The 22,605-nt window shown below is 71.1% G+C and carries 18 protein-coding genes; 3 read left to right on the top strand and 15 right to left on the bottom strand.

All coding sequences use genetic code 11. From position 1 onward, the window contains the following. Positions 1-142 precede the first annotated feature (142 nt). On the top strand, positions 143-1,549 hold the full coding sequence (locus ACIPSJ_RS03080) for a polysaccharide pyruvyl transferase family protein (RefSeq protein WP_359221108.1): 1,407 nt from the start codon (positions 143-145) through the stop codon (positions 1,547-1,549). A gap of 34 nt (positions 1,550-1,583) precedes the next feature. Here the strand turns inward: ACIPSJ_RS03080 and ACIPSJ_RS03075 are convergent, their stop codons facing one another. The 11 genes from ACIPSJ_RS03075 to ACIPSJ_RS03025 form a co-directional block, all read right to left on the bottom strand. Continuing rightward, positions 1,584-2,744, bottom strand: a complete 1,161-nt coding sequence (locus ACIPSJ_RS03075; RefSeq protein ID WP_401344548.1) for a glycosyltransferase family 2 protein — start codon at positions 2,742-2,744, stop codon at positions 1,584-1,586. Positions 2,745-3,134: 390 nt separating this feature from the next. Further along, complete coding sequence (locus tag ACIPSJ_RS03070) at positions 3,135-5,246, bottom strand: hypothetical protein (RefSeq protein WP_359221110.1); 2,112 nt, start codon at positions 5,244-5,246, stop codon at positions 3,135-3,137. 164 nt (positions 5,247-5,410) lie between these two features. Then, complete coding sequence (locus ACIPSJ_RS03065; RefSeq protein WP_359221112.1) at positions 5,411-6,910, bottom strand: bifunctional cytidylyltransferase/SDR family oxidoreductase; 1,500 nt, start codon at positions 6,908-6,910, stop codon at positions 5,411-5,413. Positions 6,911-7,174: 264 nt separating this feature from the next. Then, positions 7,175-8,395: a hypothetical protein gene (locus ACIPSJ_RS03060; RefSeq protein WP_359221115.1), complete on the bottom strand. Its 1,221-nt coding sequence runs from the start codon at positions 8,393-8,395 to the stop codon at positions 7,175-7,177. 114 nt (positions 8,396-8,509) lie between these two features. Then, positions 8,510-10,060 carry an alkaline phosphatase D family protein gene (locus ACIPSJ_RS03055; protein ID WP_401342995.1) on the bottom strand — a complete coding sequence of 517 codons (1,551 nt, stop codon included), beginning with the start codon at positions 10,058-10,060 and terminating at the stop codon, positions 8,510-8,512. Between the two features lie 274 nt (positions 10,061-10,334). Next, positions 10,335-11,774: a GTPase ObgE gene (gene obgE / locus ACIPSJ_RS03050; RefSeq protein WP_365682634.1), complete on the bottom strand. Its 1,440-nt coding sequence runs from the start codon at positions 11,772-11,774 to the stop codon at positions 10,335-10,337. 128 nt (positions 11,775-11,902) lie between these two features. Beyond that, positions 11,903-12,160, bottom strand: coding sequence for a 50S ribosomal protein L27 (gene rpmA / locus ACIPSJ_RS03045; protein ID WP_355722355.1), 258 nt, complete (start codon positions 12,158-12,160; stop codon positions 11,903-11,905). A 14-nt stretch (positions 12,161-12,174) separates the two neighbouring features. Then, positions 12,175-12,495, bottom strand: coding sequence for a 50S ribosomal protein L21 (gene rplU / locus ACIPSJ_RS03040; protein WP_345659671.1), 321 nt, complete (start codon positions 12,493-12,495; stop codon positions 12,175-12,177). A 270-nt stretch (positions 12,496-12,765) separates the two neighbouring features. Then, a complete protein-coding gene (locus tag ACIPSJ_RS03035) occupies positions 12,766-16,812 on the bottom strand; it encodes an Rne/Rng family ribonuclease (RefSeq protein ID WP_401342993.1) in 4,047 nt (1,348 codons plus the stop codon). 276 nt (positions 16,813-17,088) lie between these two features. Then, on the bottom strand, positions 17,089-17,970 hold the full coding sequence (locus ACIPSJ_RS03030) for a TIGR03936 family radical SAM-associated protein (protein WP_401342991.1): 882 nt from the start codon (positions 17,968-17,970) through the stop codon (positions 17,089-17,091). Continuing rightward, on the bottom strand, positions 17,963-18,802 hold the full coding sequence (locus ACIPSJ_RS03025) for a hypothetical protein (protein WP_401342990.1): 840 nt from the start codon (positions 18,800-18,802) through the stop codon (positions 17,963-17,965). Before ACIPSJ_RS03025 ends, ACIPSJ_RS03030 begins: the two co-directional genes overlap by 8 nt. Positions 18,803-18,972: 170 nt before the next feature. Between ACIPSJ_RS03025 and ACIPSJ_RS03020 the strand changes: the two genes are divergently transcribed. After that, a complete protein-coding gene (locus tag ACIPSJ_RS03020; RefSeq protein ID WP_359221131.1) occupies positions 18,973-19,326 on the top strand; it encodes a DUF805 domain-containing protein in 354 nt (117 codons plus the stop codon). Between the two features lie 59 nt (positions 19,327-19,385). On the opposite strand, the gene ACIPSJ_RS03015 is transcribed toward ACIPSJ_RS03020, so the two are convergent. Beyond that, positions 19,386-19,850, bottom strand: a complete 465-nt coding sequence (locus tag ACIPSJ_RS03015) for a hypothetical protein (RefSeq protein ID WP_401342987.1) — start codon at positions 19,848-19,850, stop codon at positions 19,386-19,388. Positions 19,851-19,932: 82 nt separating this feature from the next. After that, positions 19,933-20,547: a TetR/AcrR family transcriptional regulator gene (locus ACIPSJ_RS03010; protein WP_401342986.1), complete on the bottom strand. Its 615-nt coding sequence runs from the start codon at positions 20,545-20,547 to the stop codon at positions 19,933-19,935. A gap of 121 nt (positions 20,548-20,668) precedes the next feature. On the opposite strand from ACIPSJ_RS03010, the gene ACIPSJ_RS03005 reads away from it, so the two are divergent. Further along, positions 20,669-21,580: an alpha/beta fold hydrolase gene (locus ACIPSJ_RS03005; protein ID WP_401342985.1), complete on the top strand. Its 912-nt coding sequence runs from the start codon at positions 20,669-20,671 to the stop codon at positions 21,578-21,580. A gap of 6 nt (positions 21,581-21,586) precedes the next feature. Here the strand turns inward: ACIPSJ_RS03005 and ACIPSJ_RS03000 are convergent, their stop codons facing one another. After that, positions 21,587-22,147: a hypothetical protein gene (locus ACIPSJ_RS03000; protein ID WP_401342984.1), complete on the bottom strand. Its 561-nt coding sequence runs from the start codon at positions 22,145-22,147 to the stop codon at positions 21,587-21,589. A gap of 183 nt (positions 22,148-22,330) precedes the next feature. After that, on the bottom strand, positions 22,331-22,588 hold the full coding sequence (locus ACIPSJ_RS02995) for a DUF6400 family protein (protein ID WP_401342983.1): 258 nt from the start codon (positions 22,586-22,588) through the stop codon (positions 22,331-22,333). Positions 22,589-22,605: the final 17 nt, after the last annotated feature.

Raw genomic sequence — 22,605 nt, 5'->3', positions numbered from 1 at the left:
CCCCCGGACAGCCGACCGGGAACAGCGCCACGTGATCGCATGCTCACGTCCCGCATACGGCAAAAAGGTTGCGTTGACTGCGTATGGAAATCGAAACGAACTTAAAGTTAACTTGAAGTTTGTGTCATCTAAAGAGCGCAGCGTGAAGCGCATCCTCCTCAGGTCGGGAAAGAGTCCCTACGACGTCGTCGGCGTCGAGGAGGCCCTGCACCGGGACGTCATCGCCACCAACTCGGGCAACCTGATCTTCAGCGACGCCGCCCACAAGATCCTCGAGACGCCGGGGACCGAGGTCGTCTCCAACGGCATGCCCTCGGACGTCTCCGCCGCCGGGCGCATCAACGAGGAGTACGACGCCTTCGTCATCCCGCTCGCCAACGCCTTCCGCCCGTCCTTCGAGAGCGCGTTGAAGCGGATGACCCGGCTGATCTCGAAGTTGCGGATCCCGGTCGTCGTGCTCGGTGTCGGCGCGCAGACGGGGGTGAGCTACAACCCGGAGCGGCTGAAGCGGATGGAGCCGACCGTCCGGGAGTTCTGCGCGGCGGTCCTGGAGCGCAGCGCGTCGATCGGTGTGCGGGGCGAGTTCACCGAGCAGTACCTGAAGGCCATGGGCTTCAAGGACGTCGAGGTCATCGGCTGTCCTTCGCTGTTCATGCACGGCGACCGGCTGCCGGTGCACAAGAAGGCGCTGGAGTTGACGCCGGAGTCACGGATCGCGATCAACGGTTCGCACAGCGCCGTTCGCGCGCAGGGCCTGGACCGGATCATCACGCGTACCCACGAGCGCTACCCGTATCTGCGGTTCGTCGGCCAGAACCTCAGCGACGCACGGCAGTTGCACTGGCGGGACCTGTCGGACCCCAACTCCGCGGTGACCGCGATGCCGTCCCACCCGGACCACCCGATGTACCGCGAGGACAAGGTGCGGGTCTATGTCGACCCGATCACCTGGATCGACGATCTGCGTTCTTTCGACTTCTCCTTCGGTTCGCGCATCCACGGCAACATAGCGGCGCTGCTGGCCGGCACTCCGGCGACCGTGCTGTGCGGTGACTCGCGGACTCTGGAACTGTGCCGTTATTTCGAGATCCCGCACCGGCGGCTGGACCAGGCGGTCAAGGACCCCGAGTCGGCGGATCCGGCGAAGCTGTACGCGGAGGCCGACTTCGGCGGGCTGGTCGGCGGTCACCGGGAGCGCTTCGAGCGGTTCACCGGCTTCCTCGGCAGGAACGGGCTGGAGAACACCTTCACGCACGGCGACGGCGGCGCGGCCTTCGAGGAGCGGATGCGTTCGCTGACGTTCCCGGCCGGCATCCGACCGTGGAACGACGCGGACGTCGCCTCTCTCACCTCGCGGTTCGGCTGGCTGCACAACCGCATCGACGAACTGTCGCTGGACAACGCCCGGCTGCAGAAGGACCTGGCGCGTGCCGGGTCCCGCGCCAAGGCGCCCGTCGTGTCGCCCGCCCTGCCGCCCGCCTCGGTCTACCGGCGGGCCCGGCGGGCCGTGGGCAGGCCGATCCGCCGGGCGCTGGGGACGGGCCAGTAGTCGCACGGGCGGACGGCGGTCCGGCCGGGCCCGGTCAGACCGCCGCCGCCTTCACGCCCCGTGTCGGCAGCGTCCGGCGCATTCTGCGCAGGGCGCGCCGCAGGAAGGTGTTGGCGGCCTCCTCGCGGTAACCCTCGACCGCGCGGGCCTCGCGGGGCTCGGCGAGATAGATCCAGTCTGGGATCCCGGCCGTCTTCGCGCGGAAGTGCGGATACACGAGATACACGTGCGTGCCGCGCTTTTCCAGAAGCGCGCTCGCCTGCTTCTTCGCGCGGACGAACTCGATGACGTCCACGAGAAGCGCGGGGCGCTGAACGGCGACCAGGTGCAGGCGCAGCCGTTCGTGCACCCTGAGACGGCGGGCGACCTCGGGGTTCCAGTGGGTGTCCATCAACGGCTGGGCCAGTTCCATCTTGTGCCGCCGGACTTCCTCGCTGTCCTTGAGGAATTTCGGGCCGAACTGCGGGAGCAGGGTGACCAGGAACGGCCTGACCATGAGCGTGTCGCGGCGCGGTCCGGTGGGCACCATGTCGGCGATCAGGTTCATCAGAGCCCGCGCAGAGTCGAAACGCAGGGTGTAGCTGCCGGTCTTGGTGACGTGTTTTCCGTCCTCGCGGCCGACGAGGTAATAACAGGGGTAGTCGGCGACGACGGAGACGCCGTCGGCGCGCAGATAGGCCTCCATGGTGAACAGCGCGTCCTCGCCGGTCCACAGGGATTCGTCGAATCGCATGCCGTGCTGTTCCAGCAGGGCGCGGCGGAAGAGTTTCTGGGCGCTGAGCGTGAATTTGATGTTGGAGGAGAAGACGTCGGTACGGTCCAGCGTCTTGTGCCACATCGATTTCGGGGGTTTGCGGTTGATCCCCTCGACCTTGCCGAGGACGACGTCCGTGTTGTTCTTGTCGGCCATGGCGACCATGCGTTCCAGGGCCTCGGGGCCGAGCCGGTCGTCGGCGTCCAGGAAGAACACGTAGCGGCCGGCGGCCTTGCCGAGGCCGACGTTGCGGGGGCCGCTGGGGCCGCCGGAGTTCTCCTGGTGGATCACGGTCACCGGCATGGCGGCGCGGGCCGCGAACTCCTCCAGGTACTCCCCCGTGCCGTCGGTCGATCCGTCGTCGACGGCGATGACCTCCACGCGAGCCGGGTCGAGGGTCTGGCGCTCGACGGAGGCCAGGCATTCGACGAGATACGGCATCGCTTCGTACGCGCCGATGATCACGGTCACATCAGGCTGCGCAACGACGGTCACGTTTCCCCCTAGTCAATGGTGCGCTCCCCCTGTGTTGCCCGGATCGCAACGTCTTAGATGGCTGACCGCCGCCGCAGGTTGCCTTGGGCCACGCCTTCAGTGGCCCAGCTCACATGACTAACGGACAGCTGAATGGTGTACGGCGGGTTACGTCGGACGGTACGGAAGCTCGGTAAGAGCCGTTCACCGAAGACCGCGAAGGAAAGGTAAGAAGAAACGCCCCGGACGGCTAAGCAAAAGTAAGAGGACGTGCCGCCGGGCGAGAAACGCCGAACGGGCTCGGTCCCGGGGAGGAGTCCCCGGGACCGAGCCCGTTCGATGTGCGTGCCGGGAGGGTCAGCCGGCGGTCGCGCCCTCCGCCTCGCCGGCGGCCGTCCGCGGCTTCCCGGGCAGCGCCTCGGCGAGTTCGGCGGCCTCGATGTCACCGGCCGCGATCCGGGCCTCCTGGCCCAGGTTGCGGGTCTCGGCCTTGCGGGCGAGGGCGGCGACGGCTCCGTTGAACTGCTCGATGGAGGTCGGCTCGTCCGGTCCGAGCAGGTACTGCTTGAGCTCGACCCGCTCCGCGGCCAGCGGGTCGGCCGACGGGTCGCGTACGGCGTCCAGCAGGCCGCCCAGCTCCTTGGCGCTGTTGGAGAGGATCACGGCGGCCCGCACGGCGGTGTTGGCCCGCTTGAATTCCTCCACGCCGACGCCGGCGGAGTCGGTGACGGCGTACGGCTTGCCGCTCGCGATGAAGTCGGAGACGACGCTGGAGATGTCGGAGACCATCGCGTCGGAGACGTTGAAGCAGTCGTACAGGCGCGGTTCGGCGCCGGTGACGACCCGGTGCTCGTGGTCGGGGAAGGAACGCCAGAGGGCGTCGTTCCACTCGGCGCGCAGCCGGGCGATCTCCTCGTGCTTCTTCAGGTCGACGACGTCGTCGCGGCTGGCCTCGGCCTCGTCGCGACGTTCGTTGGCGGTGCCGGTGAGCTCGGCCAGGCGAGCCTCGATACGGGCCAGCTCGGCCTGTGCGGCCGTCTGGGCGGCCGTGTCGACGGTGAAGCGGGGGTCGGCGGCGCGCGCCGCGGCGGCCTTCTCGACGAGGGCGGTGACGCGCCGGTGGGCGGCGCCGGCCTCGGCGCTGACGGTGCCGGTGAAGGGGTGCGGCTTGTAGAGGACACGGACCGGCGGGTCGGCCTTGACCAGCTTCTTCACGATGTTCTCGCCGGCGAGAACCAGGGAGGTGTTGCCCGGTTCGCCGTCCCAGCCCTCCCAGGTCGGCGCGTACAGCACGGTCGGGATGCGGCCCTCGGCCGCGCCCTGCCGGTTCTGGATGGGGGCCAGCTGCGGGCGGCCGACCTCGACGATGTCGTCGTCGCGGACGCCGACGTCGGCGATGGCGTAGCGGTCGCGGCCCGCGCGGCCGGCGGTCCACACCTCGTCGTACACCTTGCTGAACGGGTTGACGCTGGCGAGCTTGTCGCTGTCGCCGTGGCCGATGAAGACGTGCTTCATGGTGGGGACGCGCAGCAGGTGGATGTTCTTGCCGACGTTGGCGGCGTAGAGGGCGACGCGGACCGTGGAGAGGTCCATGTTCATCAGGTGCACACCGCCGGGCACGCAGATGACGGGGGCCGTGGTCGGGGCGAGGTTCTGCAGGATGACGCGTTCGCGCAGCAGGACCAGCGGGCGGGAGTCCAGCTGTTCCATGGTCTCCAGCCACATGTTGAGCTGGTAGGCGGAGTCCTTGGAGCCGGAGAAGTACAGCACGGTGCCGGGCCGGTACTCGGCGAGCCAGTCGTCGACGGCGGCGAGCACGGTGTCCGCGTCCGGCGGGGTCTTGCGGCCGCGCACGTACGGCATGAGCACCAGGACGTAGAGGCAGCCCAGGGCGAGGGTGATGCCGATGCCGACGAAACCGGCGACCGCGCTGTCCGTCATCGCCGAGATCAGCAGGCCGACGACGGCCGCGAGGTCGAGGTGGAGCATCTTCTCGGCGGAGCGGTCCAGCAGGCCCTGCGGCGGGGCGTCCGGGATGCGGATGCGGGACTTCAGGTCGACGTTGCGGGTGGCGACCGGCATCCGGCGGCGGTTGCGGATCAGGGTGACCAGTGCGCCGTGCGGGGCCTGCAGGCCGTAGAAGGCGATGAAGCAGGCGATCGCGCCGTAGAAGATCAGGCCGTTCTGGAGGTCCATGCGGGCCAGCAGCAGGATCAGCAGCAGCTGCCGGATCAGGAAGCGGATCGACAGGCCGGCCCGGACCTTGCTCAGGCGGCTGACGAGGTAGCTGCCCTTGCGGTGCAGGTAGTGGTCCGCCAGGTACGTGACGGCGGCCGCGGCCGCGAAGGCGTACACGCTCGGGACGAGCGCGGCGATCATGAGGACCGGGAAGCCCAGCATCATGAGTGCCGCCGCGGCCAGCTCGGCCGCGCTGCCCACCCGGGCGACGCGAATAGCGGTGGATATCACGGAGAACCTTTTGCTGACAAAAAGGCCTGAATTTGACCTTGCGGACGATCTGGAAGGTTGTCGAGCTGGTTGTCGATCTGGATTCTTACGGCTCAGGCCCCTGTGAGTGCTCCACGAACGTGCAACCACAGAGGCCTGAATAAGAGATGACTAATGGCTGCCGATTATGCCACGCCGTCCTGTCGGTCCAGGACGCTGGCCAGCGCCTGCTCGAAGCCGGAGGCCTGGCCGGCGGCGGCCGTCGGGTCCTGCTGGCGGACGTCGATGACATGGCCGGTGAGCTCGGAGAGCAGCACGTCGAGGGAGGTGCGGGCGACGGCCTCGGAGGAGAGCAGCGAGCCCGCCGGTTCCTGGCCGAACGCCTTGGTGCGCATGGGGGTGGCGGTGCGCTCGGGGTTGATGCAGTTGACCCGGACGGAGTCGCCGGCCCACTCGTCGGACAGGGCCTGGGTGAGGTTCACCATGGCGGCCTTGGTCGAGGAGTAGAGGCTGTACTCGGCGCGGCCGCGGGTGTAGCTGCTGGAGGTGTAGAGCAGCAGCTGGCCCTGGGTCTCGGCGAGGTACTTGTAGCTGGAGCGGGCGATCTGCACCGGGGCGAGGTAGTTGACCTTCAGCGCCTCTTCGATGGTGGCGTTGTCGGTCTCGGCGAGCTTGCCGATGCGCAGGACGCCCGCGGTGTTGACGACGTAGTCGATGCGGCCGGTCTCGGCGTACGCCTTGGAGAGCGCGTCGTCGACCTCCTCCGGGTTCTCCACGTGGGTGCCGGTGGTGGAGCGGCCGAGGGCGTAGACGTTCGCGCCGTAGGACTCGGCGAGTTCGGCGATGTCCTTGCCGATGCCGTACGAGCCGCCGAAGATCACGGCGGTCTTGCCGGTGAGCAGTGCGCGGTAGGCGTCCTCGCCGTTCTGCTCGGGGGCGGCCGTGGAGGCGAGCTGGAAGAGCTTGTCCGCGATGAAGACGTCGACCGGCTGGGTGACCTTCATGTTGTACTCGTCGCCCGCGACGACGTGGATCGGCACGTCCGGCAGGTACTTGAGGACGACGGAGCAGTCGTCGGTGGCCTGGAAGTTGGGGTCGCCGTCGGCGACCCGGTAGGCCCGCTTGATCGTGGACAGCTTGAACGCCTGCGGGGTCTGGCCGCGGCGCAGCCGGGAGCGGTCCGGGATCTCGGTGATGAACTCGCCGTCCTCGCCGTGGGTCCGCGTGACGATGATGGTGTCGGCGGACGGGATGGCGACGTCGACGGCCTGGTAGCGCTCCAGGGCGGTCACGCAGTCGTCGATGACGCGGCGGGACAGCAGGGGGCGTACGGCGTCGTGGAAGAGGACGTTGAGGTCCTCGCCCTCGGCCAGGCCCTCGCCGAGGGCCTCGATGGCGCGCTCGGTGGTCTCGTTCCGGGTGCTGCCGCCCTCGATGATCTTCTTGACCTTCGTGAACCCGGCCTTGTCGACGATCTTCTCGACGTCCGCGACGTAGCCCGGCGCCATCAGCACGATGATGTCGTCGATCGAGTCGGCCTGCTCGAAGGTGGCCAGGGTGTGCTCGATGACTGCCTTGCCGGCGATCTTCAGCAGCTGCTTGGGGATCGACAGACCCACCCGCTGACCGGTGCCACCGGCCAGGATCACTGCGGTGGTTCGGGGCTTGGCTATGTGCTGGGACACAGGTGACCTACCTTGGGGCATCAGGGAACCTGGAAATGGTCCCACTTCCGGTAACCGCTGTGCAAGGTGAGCGCCGTCCGCTGCATATGTGCCCGCAACCTTTCATTCACCTTGCATCGCTGGTGATGGGCACCGCCCGGCAGACCTCCGGGGAAGTTCCGTGAATTTGCTGTGAGTAACTACACAGCGCATTCCGATCGCTCTGCGTGACACAGTGCGCGCCCTGGAGGCTCGGCGGCGCCTCGGCTTCTTCGGATCAGCAGCTCAGCGGCGTCGCAGCTTCTTCAGACATCGGTGCCCCAGGACCCGTACGAGTTCCTTCGTGGACGTCTGGTGCACCGTGCGGGCCTTCACCTCGGCGGTGTGCCGCACCGGGGCCGCGGCCGCCGCGGCGAGCGCGCCGTACAGGGCCTGGGCGGCCACCTCGGGTGCGATGCGGGCCTCGACGGCGGGCGCTCCCGGCTGGCTGGGGATGACGGGCAGGGCGGAGAGCAGGGCCGGGTCGCCGATGACGCGGACCCCCATGGCGCCGATGCGTTCCGCCATCTCGGCGCCGACGCGGCCGGCGGCCTCGACGGCCCAGGCGGGGGTGGAGATCTTCACGTCGGCGTCGGTGGGACTGCACGCGTTCTTCATATGCATGACGGCGCCGTTGCGGACGAGCTTGGAATAGAGCTCGTCGGGCAGTCCGTTGCCGCGGAATTCCACGTTGAGCTTTCGCAGCATTTCGGTCTCGGCGAGGGTCAGGGAGCGGTTCGCCGTGTCCGGGACGGGCTGGAGGAGTTTTTCGGGGAGTCCGAGGAGGGCCTCGAAGGTGCGCATCAGTCCGTCGCGGTCGCGGTCGTCGACCACGACGACGGTGACCCGGTCCGCGCCGACCGCGCGGATCCACCGTTCGACGAGCCGGTCGTGCCGGTGCCGGCGCCAGAAGCTGGGGTTGGGCTTCTCGTAGGGGGCCTTGCGGAGCATGTGGTCCAGCCAGTCCTCGTAGCCCATGCGCAGGCCGTTCTGCACGTACTGCTGCCACTGCGAGGGCATGATCCTGGCGATCGGGCGCAGGGTGACGAGGATGTGGACGCGTTCGCCGCCGAGCTGCTCGACGATGCGGGCGATCGCCTCGTCGTCGGGGGCGTCGGCGAAGAACTCGCTGCTGATCACCGAGGTACGGGATCCGGTCGCCTCGACCTGCTGCAGCAGCCGCGTCCAGTGCTTCTCGGTGGGCACGGTGTCGCCCATCATCGCGGGCCGGGCGCAGGCGGCGAGGGCGGCCTCCATCGGGTGCCGGCTGGTCGCCGGGAAGACCACGCCGTGCGCGGGCAGCTCGTCCTTCGCGGCGAACAGGGCGCCCTGGATGGCCGTGGTGCCGGTCTTGTGCGGGCCGATGTGCAGCAGGCGGGTACCGGCCGGCAGGGCGGCCAGGGGACCGATGGGGCCAATCGGGGCGTTGTTCACCGGGGGTTCGCCTCTCGTACAGTCCGTCTCCATGGTTAACGGAAGGTAAGACTTTCACCTTAGGTTCACCTGAGAGAAGCCTGGGACACAGATGAGTCCCAGGCTCCTGTTACACAGACTTGACTTTCGGCGCGCCCGTTTCGCCCGTCAGACGACCTGTACGCCCGGTTCGCCCGCCTCGACGCGCAGGGCGGCGAGGGTGCTCGCGGCGGCCTGCGGACGGACGACGGTGTCGACGACGCGGACCTGGGCGTCGATGCCGTCGCGGCGGATGTCGAAGAGGTGGTAGCCGCGGTGGGCGTCGATGACCTTCCAGTGCGGGTTGTCGGCCTTCAGCGGGTCCCACTGGGCGTGGAAGGCGGCCTGGTCCTGGTCGCCGTTGCTGGAGACGGAGGTGCCGACGAACTCGGCGCCGACGACGTCCGACGCGGGGTCCGCGAAGTCCTTCTTCAGGTCGCTGATCATGGTCAGGTGTCGGTCGCCGCTGAGCACGACGGGGTTGCGGACCGAGGCGAACTCGTCCAGGAGGGCGTTGCGCTCGACCTGGTAGCCGTCCCAGGCGTCGTAGTACCAGAGCTTGCCGGCGCCGGGCAGGATGTCGGTCTCGGCCATCATGATCTGCGAGGCGATCAGGTTCCAGCGGGCCGGCGAGTCGTGCAGCCCGTCGAGCAGCCACTGCTTCTGCCCGGCGCCGAGCATGGTGAGCGCGGGGTTCTCGGCGGCGGCCTGGCCGGTGACCTGGTCGCTGCGGAACTGGCGGGTGTCGAGGACGTTGAGCCGGACCAGCCGGCCGAACTCCAGGCGGCGGTACATCTGGATGTGCGGGCCGTCCGGGATCGCGGTGGCGCGGACCGGCATGTGCTCGTAGTAGGCCTGGAAGGCGGCGGTCAGCCGGGCGACGAACGCGTCGTGGGACTGCTTGTCGGGATCCTGGGGGATCTCGCCGGCCCAGTCGTTGTCGACCTCGTGGTCGTCGAAGGTGACCACCCAGGGCGCGTTCGCGTGCATCGCGGCGAGGTCCGGGTCGCTGCGGTACTGGGCGTACCGGTTGCGGTACTGGACCAGGGTGTACGGCTCCCCGGCCCCCTCGTGCCGGCGCGGGCCGGCGGAGGACGGGGTGGACTCGTAGATGTAGTCGCCGACGAAGAGCACGACGTCGGGGTCCTGGGCGAGCATGTCGGCGTACGGGGTGAAGTAGCCGTGCTGCCAGTTCTGGCAGGAGGCCAGGGTCACGCGCAGGGAGCCGTTCCTGCTGTGCGGGTGGGGCGCGGTGCGGGTGCGTCCGGTGGGCGAGAGCTGTCCGCCGGCGCGGAAGCGGTACCAGTAGGAGCGGCCGGGGCGCAGTCCTCGTACATCCACGTGAACGCTGTGCCCGTACTCGGGCCGGGCGTGGGCGGTGCCCCGGCGGACGACCTTGCCGAGGCGCTCGTCCTCGGCGATCTCCCAGTGGACGGGGACCACCTGGTCCGGCATGCCGCCGCCGTTGAGGGGGTCGGGGGCGAGCCGGGTCCAGAGCACGATGCCGTCGGGGAGCGGATCGCCCGAGGCGATGCCGAGGCTGAACACGCTGTCGGGCAGCGGGGTTTCGGCGGCCCGGGCGGTGGCCGGCAGCCAGAGCTGGGCGGATGCGGCGGCTCCGAGGACGGCGGCACCGGCGGTCAGAAAGCGGCGTCGATCGGGCGACGGTACTCCGGTCATGCGCGGACTCCCTTGCCACAGTGGCCTCTTGGACGGTCTGACCTTCGGAAGCTCCCACGGCCGGACGGTCCGCCCCCTGAACACCGGCATGCGTGCGCATGACAACTAGGCAGACAACAGAAAACCCGTCGCGGCCGGGAACAGGTCCCGGCCACAACGGGTCTGACGGTAGATCAGTGGGCCTCGGGAAGCGGTGAGGCAGACGGCCCCGCCGCGCCGCGGCCTACTCGAACGGGTCGACTACCCGAACGGGTCGACTACCCGAACGGGTCGACTACTCGAACGGGTCGAAGTCCTCGTACTCGCCCAGCGCCTCGTCCCGTTCCGCCTGCCGGTCGCGGCGGCGCTGCACGGCGGGCCGCTGCTCCTCGAAGCGGTGGTCCTCGCCGCGCCGGCCGAGCATCTCGGCGCCGGACATCATGGTCGGCTCCCAGTCGAAGACGACGGCGTTCTCCTCGGGGCCGATGGCGACGCCGTCGCCCGAGCGGGCGCCCGCCTTCATCAACTGCTCTTCCACGCCGAGGCGGTTGAGGCGGTCGGCGAGGTAGCCGACGGCCTCGTCGTTGTTGAAGTCGGTCTGGCGGACCCAGCGTTCGGGCTTCTCGCCGCGCACCCGGTACAGGCCGTCGTCCTCCTTGGTGACGGTGAAACCGGCGTCGTCGACGGCCTTGGGCCGGATGACGATGCGGGTCGCCTCCTCCTTGGGCTTCGCGGCGCGCGCCTTGCCGACCAGCTCGCCGAGGGCGAAGGTCAGCTCGCGCAGACCGAGGTGGGCGACCGCGGACACCTCGAAGACGCGGTAGCCGCGGGCCTCCAGGTCGGGGCGGACCATCTCGGCGAGGTCCTTGCCGTCCGGGACGTCGATCTTGTTGAGGACGACGATCCGGGGCCGGTTGTCGAGGCCGCCGTACTGCTTGAGTTCCTCCTCGATGATGTCGAGGTCGGAGACCGGGTCGCGCTCGGACTCCAGGGTGGCGGTGTCCAGGACGTGGACCAGCACGCTGCAGCGCTCGACGTGGCGCAGGAACTCCAGGCCGAGGCCCTTGCCCTGGCTGGCGCCGGGGATGAGTCCGGGGACGTCGGCGATGGTGTAGACGGTGGAGCCGGCGGTCACCACGCCGAGGTTGGGGACCAGGGTGGTGAACGGGTAGTCGGCGATCTTCGGCTTGGCCGCGGACAGCACGGAGATCAGCGAGGACTTGCCGGCGCTCGGGTAGCCGACCAGGGCCACGTCGGCGACAGTCTTCAGCTCCAGGACGATGTCCCCGAGGTCCCCGGGCTCGCCGAGCAGCGCGAAACCGGGCGCCTTGCGGCGGGCGCTGGCCAGGGCCGCGTTGCCGAGGCCGCCACGGCCGCCCTGGGCGGCGACGTAGGAGGTGCCGTGGCCGACGAGGTCGGCGAGCACGTTGCCCGCGTTGTCCAGCACCACGGTGCCGTCGGGCACCGGCAGGATCAGGTCCTGGCCGTCCTTGCCCGCGCGGTTGCCGCCCTCGCCGGGCTTGCCGTTGGTGGCCTTGCGGTGCGGGGAGTGGTGGTAGTCGAGGAGAGTCGTCACCGACTGGTCGACGGTCAGGATGACGTCGCCGCCCCGGCCGCCGTTGCCGCCGTCGGGGCCGCCGAGCGGCTTGAACTTCTCCCGGTGCACGGAGGCGCAGCCGTGGCCTCCGTTACCCGCGGCGATGTGCAGCTCGACGCGGTCCACGAAGGTGGTCATGGTGCTGTGCCTCCAGATACTTGCGGGGTAATACCTATGTCAACACGCGAAAGGCGGACCCGCCTTCCCGATCGGGAAGTGAGGTCCGCCTCGCGAAACGTTCGGTCTGAGCCGTCGAGTCAGAGGACTCAGGCAGCGACCGGAACGATGTTCACGACCTTGCGGCCACGGTGGGTGCCGAACTGCACCGAACCGGCCTGCAGCGCGAACAGCGTGTCGTCGCCGCCACGGCCGACGCCCGCACCCGGGTGGAAGTGGGTGCCGCGCTGGCGAACCAGGATCTCACCCGCGTTGACGACCTGACCGCCGAAGCGCTTCACGCCGAGCCGCTGGGCATTGGAGTCGCGACCGTTCCGGGTGGACGATGCGCCCTTCTTGTGTGCCATCTGTTCTCAGTCCCTTACTTCGCAGCCGTGGGGATCTCAGTGACCTTGATCGCCGTGTACTGCTGGCGGTGGCCCTGGCGACGGCGGTAACCGGTCTTGTTCTTGTAGCGCAGAATGTCGATCTTCTGGCCCTTGTGGTGGTCCACGACCTCGGCCTGGACCTTGATGCCGGCCAGCACCCACGGGTCGCTGGTCACGGCCTCGCCGTCGACAACGAGCAGGGTCGAGAGCTCGACCGTGTCGCCAACCTTGGCAGTGGAAATCTTGTCAACCTCAACGATGTCGCCGACAGCAACCTTGTGCTGGCGACCACCGCTGCGCACGATGGCGTACACGCGGATCTCACTCTCTCGCTCGGGAACGGCACCCCCGCAGTCCAGCCGCCCGGCGAACACGGGCCGCCTCTCCGGAACACCCTGTGCTCCGAAGGAAGAGGTTTACGGGGATGTGGCGCGTCCTCATATCCATGGACACGCCGACGGTCAAGGTTACGGGGCGGTGGCCGAGGGGGTCAAACCGGGCCCCGGGGGATGTGGGGCCGGTCACGCGGACCGGGCCCAACGGAGTGCGGGGCCGGTCTCCGCGACCGGCCCCGCACCCGGGTGTCAGCCCTCGTCGGAGGCGGTGGCGACCGTGGTGGTCTTCTTCGCCGTCGACTTCGCGGCGGCCGTCTTGGCGGTCTTGACCGCCTTCTTGGCCGTCGTCGTCTTCTTCGCCGCCGTCTTCTTGGCGACGGTCTTCTTGGCGGCCGTCTTCTTCGCCGCCGTCTTCTTGGCAGCCGTCTTACGGGCCGTCTTCTTGGCCGGGACGGCCTCCTCGACGGTCTCCTCGACAGCCGCTTCGACGGTCTCCTCGGCGACCGGCGCCTCCGCCTGCTCCGCCTCCGCCGTCGGGACGACCACGACGGCCGTCTCCTCGGACGCGGTCGGCGCGGCGGTCTTGCGCACCGCGCGGCGGCGCGGACGGGCCGGAGCGGCGCTCTCGGCGGGCGCGGCCGCCTCGGGCTCCGTCACCGCCTCCGCCACCGGCTCGGCCACCGCTTCCGCGACCGGCGCGCTCTCGGCGACGACGGTCACCACGGTCGCCGCCTCGGCCCCCGCCGGGGAACCGGCGGGCGCCGACACCTTGCGGGTCGCGCGCCGACGCGTACGGCCCTTGGGCGCGGCTTCTTCCACGACCGGGGCCTCGGGAGCCTCCGGGGCCTCGACCACCGGATCCTCCACGGCTACCGGCTCGGCGTACGCCTCGGCGGCCGGCTCCGGCAGCACCTCGCGCTCGGCCTCGGCGGCAGCCGGTGCGGCCTGGGCGGCGGGCGCCTCGGCGGCGGCCCGGTCCCGTCCCGCGCGCTGCTTGGGCGCACCGGCCGGGGCCGAGGCCCGGCGACCGGCCCGGCGACGGCTGCGGCCGCGGCCGGCCGCGGCCTCCGCCTCGGCGACGCTGCTGTACAGCTCCTCGTCCGGCTCGAAGTCCGGCGCGGGCAGCGCGACGGGCGCGGCGGCCTCGGCCGCGACCTCCGCGGCCGACTCGACCGCGTGGACGGCCTCGGCGTGCTCGACGGCCCCGTCGGCCACGACCTCGTGCGTCTCGTGGTCGTGCTCGTGTCCGTCGCCGCCACGGCCGCGCTTCTTGCGCTTGCCGCCGCCACCGCCGCCGCTGGAGCCCGGCTGCTCCATGTGGACGATGACGCCCCGGCCGTTGCAGTGCACGCAGGTCTCGGAGAACGACTCCAGCAGGCCCTGTCCGACCCGCTTGCGGGTCATCTGGACGAGCCCCAGCGAGGTCACCTCGGCCACCTGGTGCTTCGTGCGGTCCCGCCCGAGGCATTCGAGCAGGCGTCGCAGCACCAGGTCCCGGTTGGACTCCAGGACCATGTCGATGAAGTCGATGACGATGATGCCGCCGAGGTCGCGCAGCCGCAGCTGGCGGACGATCTCCTCGGCCGCCTCCAGGTTGTTCCTGGTGACGGTCTCTTCCAGGTTGCCGCCCTGGCCGGTGAACTTGCCGGTGTTGACGTCGACGACGACCATCGCCTCGGTCCGGTCGATGACCAGCGAACCGCCGCTCGGCAGCCAGACCTTGCGGTCCAGCGCCTTGGACAGCTGCTCGTCGATCCGGTACGTGGCGAAGACGTCGACCTCGGAGGTCCACTTCGACAGGCGTCCCGCGAGGTCGGGCGCCACGTGCGAGACGTAGCCGTGGACGGTCTCCCAGGCCTCGTCACCACTGACGACGACCTTGGAGAAGTCCTCGTTGAAGATGTCGCGGACGACCCGGACGGTCATGTCCGGCTCGCCGTACAGCAGCGTCGGGGCGTTGCCGTTCTTCGACTTCTTCTGGATGTCCTCCCACTGCGCCTGCAGGCGTTCGACGTCGCGGCGCAGCTCGTCCTCGCTCGCGCCCTCGGCGGCGGTGCGCACGATGACGCCCGCGTCCTCGGGGACGATCTTCTTGAGGATGGTCTTCAGCCGGGCGCGCTCGGTGTCGGGCAGCTTGCGGCTGATGCCGGTCATCGAGCCCTCGGGGACGTACACGAGGTAGCGGCCCGGGAGGGAGACCTGGCTGGTGAGGCGGGCGCCCTTGTGGCCGATCGGGTCCTTCGTCACCTGGACGAGGACCGACTGGCCGGACTTGAGGGCGGCCTCGATGCGGCGCGGCCCGTTGGCCATGCCGAGCGCCTCGAAGTTGACCTCACCGGCGTACAGGACGGCGTTGCGGCCCTTGCCGATGTCGATGAAGGCGGCCTCCATGGACGGCAGCACGTTCTGGACCTTGCCCAGGTAGACGTTGCCGACGTACGAGGTGGCCTGCTCCTTGTTGACGTAGTGCTCGACGAGCACGCCGTCCTCCAGGACGCCGATCTGGGTGCGGTCGCCGTGCTGGCGGACGACCATCACGCGCTCGACGGCCTCGCGGCGGGCGAGGAACTCGGCCTCGGTGATGATCGGGACGCGGCGGCGGCCCTGCTCGCGGCCCTCGCGGCGGCGCTGCTTCTTGGCCTCCAGGCGGGTCGAGCCCTTGATGGACTGGACCTCGTCGGACGGCTCGGAGGGCTTGCGGGGCTCGCGGACCTTGACGACGGTGCGCTCCGGGTCGCCCTCGTCGGGCTCGGTGTCGACGGAGGTGTCCCCCGCGCGACGCCGGCGACGACGGCGGCGACGGCTGCTGGAGGAGGAGCCGCCGGCCTCGTCGTGGGCCTCGTCCTCGTCCTCTTCCTCCTGCTCGGCGGTGTCCTCGGCATCCTGCTCCGCCTGCTCGGCGGCGAGCTCGTCGGCCTCGGCACCCTCGCCGTCGAAGGCGTCACCGCGACGGCGGCGACGGCCACCGCGGCGGCGGCGACGGCGGGAGCCGGACTCCTCGGTCTCGTCCTCACCGTCGGCGGCGTCCTCGACGGACTCCTCGGGCTCCTCGGTCTCGTCCTCGGCGGCGGCCTCGACGACCGGGGCCTCCTCGACGGCACCCCGGCGGCGACGGCGGCGGCGCGAACCGGCCTCGGCCTGCTCGGCGGGCTCCGCGGCGAACGCGGACGCGCCGGAGGCGGTCGGCGCCGCGGTCGCCGCCGGGGCCGGGGACTCCTCGGGCTCCTCCGCGCCTGCGGCCTCGGCAGCGGCTGCCGCGGCGGCGCGCTGCGGGGTCTGGAACTGCGGCTCGGCGAACACGGGCGCCTGGAAGACGGCGACGGCGGGCCGGGCCGGACGGCGCTGCGGCTCGTCCTCGGAGGCCGCGGCGGGGGGCTCGGAGAACCCGGTGGCGGCCTGGCGTACGACCCTGCGACGGCGACGCGGGGACTCGGCCTCGGCGGCCTCGGGGGCGGCGGCGGGCGCGGCGGCCTCGGCAACCGGTGCCTCGACGGCCTCGGCCTGGGGCGCGGCGGCAGCAGTCGTCTCGGCGACGGCCGTCTCGGTGGCCTCGGGCGCACCGACGGGCGCGGTCACCCGGCGGGTGGCACGGCGACGCGCACGCGGAGCGGGCGCCACCTCCGCCGCGGCCTCTGCGGCGACGACGGTCGTGGCCTCTTCGTCGGCCGGGGCACCGGCGGGCGCGGAGACCCGGCGGGTGGCGCGGCGACGCGCACGCGGAGCGGGCGCCACCTCCTCGGCGACCTCGGCAGTCTCGACGGCCTCGACCGTCTCCTCCGCCTCTTCCTCGGTCTGCTCGGTCTGCTCGGTCTCGGCCACGGGGGTGGTCTCCTCGACGGCGGCCGGGGCACCGGCGGGCGCGGAGGCGCGGCGCGTGGCCCGGCGGCGGGTACGACGCGGAGCGGTGTCCTCACCGCTCTCGGCGGCCGCCTCGTCGGCGACGGTGGTCTCGGCGGGCTCGGTGACCACGGCGGCCACCGTCTCCGCGTCCTCGGCGGCGGCCGGGGCACCGGCGGGCGCGGAGGCCTTACGGGTGGCACGGCGGCGCGTACGCGGTGCGGGTGCCGTCTCCTCGACGGCCTCGGCGGGCTCGGAGGTCCCGCCGGCCACCGCGGCCTCGGCGGAGGCGTCGGCCGGTATGGCCGGCGCGGTGGCCTCGGTGGTCTCGCTCACGGCCTCGCCCGCGACGGGCGGTCCCGCGGGGCGGGACGCGGCACGGCGACGCCTGCGCGGCGGCAGGGTGTCGCTGGGGGTGTTCAGTTCGGAGCCCTCGGTGGGCTCGGTCGGTTCGAGCATGCGGGCGTTTCTCCCGTCAGGCTCCCGGGCGCCGCGCCTGGTCCGGCGTCGATCGAGTCGAGCGACCGCCGGTGACGTCCGCGGCTCGCGCGATGCGCGGTGCCGCCGTGTGGGGCGCGGGCGCCGCACAGGAGCTCTCTGTGTCCTGTCTCGCCGGTTCCGTACGCCTTGTCGCGGACGGCCTGGCGAAAGTCTTCTGGTCGGTGCGCTGCCCGACCCAGGTGGCTCCCGAGTACGAGGGCTGCGCTACGACGTCCGTCCTTCGCGGGACCTTCCTTACGCCGGCGCCGTCGCGGCGGCAGCGGGTTCGGCCTTCGAAAGGGCCGCCTCTGCCTCGCGGTCGGGCGCGAGCGGGTCGGTCACCGTGCCGGTCTCTTCATCGAGCAGCCCCTGCGCCAGCCTGGTCACCGCTGCGGGGACCGGCGGCGCCAGGTCGGCCACGGCGCGGAGACCGGACAGGACGTCGTCGGGTCGTACGGCAGGCGTCACGTGCCGAACAACCAGCCGCAGTATCGCACAGGGCTGGTCGGTCGGCCTATCAGCCGTTTCACTCCGTGTTTCAAGTTGTACGACGGCGGGGCGGGCGTCGAAGGTGCGGACGCCGTTCTTGGTGGTGCGACTGACCTCGACGGACTCGGCGGCGTTGAACGCGGCGACGGCCTTCTCGGCCTCCGCCGGGTCCTGGCCGGTCAGCCGGAGCTCCCACACGGAGGCGGTGAGCCGGTCGGCCAGCCCGGACGTCCGTGCCTCGACCGCGTCGACGATGTCCAGCCCAGTGGGCAGGGACTCGTCGAGCAGTGCGCGCAGCCGCTCCGGGTCACGGGGTGCGGTGAGCGCGATCTCCAGGTACTCGGCCTCGCTGCCCGTGCCGGTGGGTGCGGCATTGGCGTACGACACCTTCGGGTGCGGTGTGAACCCCGCCGAGTAGGCCATGGGCACCTCGGCGCGGCGCAGCGCACGCTCGAAGGCGCGCTGGAAGTCACGGTGGCTGGTGAACCGGAGGCGGCCGCGCTTGGTGTAGCGCAGTCGGATGCGCTGTACCGCGGGTGCGGGCGGCGGGCCTTCGGGCTGTCGCTTGCCCAGTGTCGTCAGTCCTTCGTGGTTCTCGTGAGAGCAGCCGTGCCGTGGCCGGCCGTGCTGCTGTGCGGTGCTATCCATCAAGAGTACGTGCGTCGCGGCTCACGGGTTCCCGGCTGTGGACGGCGACCGGCGGGACGGGCTCGCCGAAGAGGGCCCGCCTGAGGTCCGCGCGGGCCTGGCCGACGGCGCGGCCGACGGCCCGTGCGGCCTGGGCGGCGGGGCGCAGGACGAGGTCGCGCACGACGTGTCCGACCGGGGTGAGGACGGTCCGGTACACCCAGCGGGCGGGTTCCTGGAAGATCCACCGGAAGAGGGTCGCGAGAACCCGTCCGGCGGCCCGTGCGACGTACCCGGCGGCCCGCCAGGCGTGTCCGAGGGCGTCCCCGATCTCCCGCAGGACGATGCCGAGGACGCGGCCGACCGGGGTGAGGATCCAGCGCCACAGGGCGCGGGCGGGCAGGACGAGGAGCACCCGCGCGGTCCGGGCGAGGGCGGTGGCGAGTCGGTCGAACACCCGGGCGACGGCGGTCGCGACGGGGGTGAGGAGCCGTAGGAGGGCGTGGCCGATCGGGGTGAGCACGCGCGCGTGGAGCCACGCGAGGGCGTGGCCGAGGGGCGTGAGCAGGTGGCGGTAGAGCCAGATCAGGGGGAGGACGAGGAGCCGGTGCAGGATCCAGCCGATCGCGTGTCCCGTCGGGGTGAGGACATGACGCCACAGGAAGCGGGCGACGGGGACGAGGACGTACCGCCCCAGGAACCGTGCGGCGGCGGCGCACGCGTCCCAGAGCAGGCGTACCGGCAGCACCACCAGGAACACGGAGATCCGGACGGGAATTCTGATGGCGACGACGAGGCATCCCTCGGGGGGCCGCGTCTGCGCTCGCCGCTGCGCTTGTTTCTGCATGTCCATGGCCGGAATGACGCTATCGCGCGCCGCGCGGCCGCGATCCGCCCCCCTTGATCACCGTACGGCGGCGACAAGATAACAGTTGACCCGCGCACGCCAATTTGAATGGAATCGGCCAACTCGGCTTGATTTGCTGGGGGCCAGTCAAGTTCTTGATCCTTGGGGGACGAGTAATGAACTGGTACGTGGACGTACTGAAGAAGTACGCGGTGTTCAGCGGCCGTGCGCGCCGTCAGGAATACTGGATGTTCTTCCTGTTCAACGTGATCATCAGCATCGTGCTGGCGATCGTCGGACGGGTCATCGGTTTCGCCGCCCTCGGCGCGATCTACAGCCTCGCGGTCTTCCTGCCCGGCCTGGGCGTCGCGGTTCGCCGGCTGCACGACACCGGCCGTTCGGGCTGGGCGATCCTGATCGCCCTCATCCCGCTGATCGGCACGATCATCCTGATCGTCTGGCTCGCCTCCGAGGGCAAGCCGGAGCAGAACCAGTACGGCACCAACCCGAAGTACTCGGGCGCCGTCTGACCGAGCGTCATGTCGAAGGCCCGCCGGATCTTTCCGGCGGGCCTTCGGTCTTTTTCCGCTCAGGAGGACGCGGAGGAACTCTTGTTGCGTTCCGTCTGGAGGTGCAGGACCAGGAAGAGGACGCGCAGGAGGTCGTCGGGAACGGCGGTCCAGCCCTTGGGCAGGGTGATGCGGCGGGCACGGCTGCCCAGCAGGTCGTAGGAGATCTCGATCGGGCCGACCGCGCGGGCCCGGCCGCTGAACCGGGGGTGGTCGATCGCGTAGGGACCGATGGTGCGCGGGATGCCGGACCAGGCGGCGCAGTCGAGGTCCCAGGTCCCGAACGTCCTCGGGACGCTGCCCAGGCGGCCGTATCCGATCTCGATGTCGCCGATCCACCGCAGCCGGCTGCCGAGCAAGTCGTACTCCAGCGGATGCGGGCCGAGCGCGTGCGGCCTGCCGCCCCATCGGCCGTAGGTGAGTTCCACGTCCCCGATGCTGCGGAGCCGGCCGCCCAGCAGGTCGTAACCGAGTTCCAGTTCCATGTCCGTCGACTCCCCCGTTTCTTCCCGGTCTTCGGATTCCCGATTGTGCGGCCGCGCGGGTCCGCCTTCCATGGCGGCCGTGTCACGGTTTCGCTGCCGGGCGGAAGATCCGGTCCAGGTGGTGCGCGAGGACGGCGGCGGCGGATTCCGGCGTGCGCTGGCCGGCCAGGACGCCGGTGCCGAGACCCGCGGACATGGCGAGCAGGCCGATCGCCTCCATCCCCGGGTCGACACCGGGGCGGGTCAGGCCCGACTCCCGCGCCTGCCCGAGGAGTTCGGTCAGCACGCGTTCGGCGGCGTCCGGGTCCTTGAGGAACGGCTGGGCGGCGAGGGCCGGGTCCGTCACGGCCAGGACGGCGTACGAGGTGTGCAGCAGGTGGAAGGTGCGGCTCTCCAGGTCGGTCGGCAGCGCCGCGGTGAGCAGGGCCTCGACCAGCGCGCGCGGCGGCGGCGCGTCCCCGGCGTCCCGGACCAGGGCGGCGACCCGCTCCCCGAACCGCTCGGTCAGCCACCGCAGTCCGTGGAGCAGCAGCTTCTCCTTGGTCTCGAAGTAGTACTGCACCAGCCGCAGGGACACCCCGGCCTCCGCCGCCACGTCCCGCATCCCCACGGCGTGCAGCCCGCGCCGCCCCGCGACCCGGACGAGCGCCTCGGCGATCTCGGCGCGCCGCTCCGCATGGTCCACACGCCTGGGCATCGGCCGCCCCTCTCGTCGGTTGTCCACACCCGGTTGTCCACACCCGGAGAATTTGATGATACGGCTGTACCACCATCGTGGTACGGTCGTATCATGAAGAATCCGATCCCCGGAGGTGGCCGTGACCCAGACCGCTGTCCGCACCCAGCCCGACGTCGGCCGTTATGTGAGCGACGCCCGGCGCGACCGCTACTTCGAGGCCTGCGCGGCGCTCTCCGCACTGGGCGCTCCCGCGACGGCCGAGACCGACGTGGAGACCTCCTTCGGCACCACCCACGTCTACCGCTACGACCCGGCGGACCCGGCCGCCGCCGCCCGCACCCCCGTCGTTCTCGTGCACGGAGCGGGCTCCTGCTCCGCCATGTGGTACCCGAACACCCGCGCCCTCGCCGCCGAGCGCCCGGTCCACGCGCTCGACACCCCGGGCGACCCCGGCCGCAGCGTCCAGCACACCCCCATCCACCAGCCCGAGCGGGCCGCGCGATGGCTCGACGAGACCCTCGCCGGGCTCGGCCTGGACCGGGTGCACCTGGTCGGTTCCTCCTACGGCGGCTGGCTCGCGCTCAACGAGGCGCACCGCAGGCCGGAGCGGCTGGCCTCGGTGACCCTGCTCGACCCGGGCGGCCTGGAGAAGGTGGGACTGCGCTTCTTCGTCTGGATCTTCGCCGGCCTGTTCGCGACGTCCGCCCCCAAGGCGCTGCGCCCGCGCCTCGCGGCCTGGCTGGAGCAGCCGGTGCTCGTCGTGCCGGAGCTGCGCAGGATGATCCGGCTGAGCGTCCGCGCGTACCGCATCCGCCGCCCGGCCCCGCTCCCCCTCACCGAGGACGAGCTGTCCACCATTCGCACCCCGCTCTACCTGGTCCTCGGCAGGCGCAGTCTGCTCGTGCACCCGCGGCGCCAGCTGGAGCGCGTACCCCGGCTGATACCGGGCGCCCGGGCCGAGATCGTCGAGGGCACCGGTCACGGGCCGCAGATCGACCACGCGGACGACGTCAACCGCCGCATGCTCGCCTTCATGGACTCGACCGACTGACCGCCCTCATCCACCGGGCCCACCGGCCGCGGGACGGGCCGCCGCCTCCGCCCGGGCGGCCCGGGTCAGCAGACGGGCCCGGGCGCGGGGCCACCAGAGCAGGTCCGCCAGGAACAGCACGACCACCAGCCACGAGACGACCGTCTCGCCGGTGGAACCGCGCAGGGTGTCGTACACGGCGAGCAGCACCGCGCACCCGGTGACGAGCAGGACGACCGGGCGGCGCACCCGGTCCTCCTCGGCGGCCCGCCGCAGCGCGTCGGCGTACCCGGCGACCGAGGCCGCCAGCAATGGGTCCCCGACGGCCTCGCCCCGACGGGTGGCGCGTACGACGGCGGCGCGGCCGGCGTCGTCCAGGGCGCGGCCCGCCGGCCAGAGCCGGTCCATCCGGCGCGCCACACGGATCCCGTAGAACACGCTCAGCACGACGAGGACCACCAGGGCGCCCGCCCACGAACCCGACTCGACGAGCACGAAGGCCCCGAGGAAGACACCGGCGGCGAGCCCCGCGCCCACGCCCCGGCTCACCGCACCCCGCCGCCACAGCAGGCCCGGAACGAGAACCACCCGTTCACGGTGGCCGTCACCGGTGCCGGACACAATCACCGCACCGGCACGTCGGCACCGGCACACGCGCATGGCGCACCGGAACCCGGTCAGGGGCGCCGGGAGGACCCGGCAGGCCCCCAAGGGCCCGGAGGCGGCCAGGAGGCTGGAGGCGGGACGGGAGGCTGGAGGCGGGAGGGAGGCTCAGCCGGAAGCCGCGTCGCCCCCGCGTCGCGGGAGAACGCCGGCGGCGACGAGGGTGTCGTACAGCCGCTGCTGTTCCTGGTCGAGGCCGGAGTACAGCCGGTCGTAGGCCTCCTCCTCGCCGCGCATCACCTCGACGGGGTCCCACTCGGCGCCGAGTGCGTTCATGACGTGGGCCCGCCGGGTCATCTCATGACCGGTGAGATCGACGGCGAAGTCGACCGGCTCGGTGGGAAGGGAGTCATCTTTGGCGGACATATGACCGAATTTAGGTA

It is taken from the genome of Streptomyces sp. NPDC090088, from assembly GCF_044747345.1.
In the GTDB taxonomy this organism is placed as follows: domain Bacteria; phylum Actinomycetota; class Actinomycetes; order Streptomycetales; family Streptomycetaceae; genus Streptomyces.
This window is presented reverse-complemented; position numbering and strand designations above follow the sequence as displayed.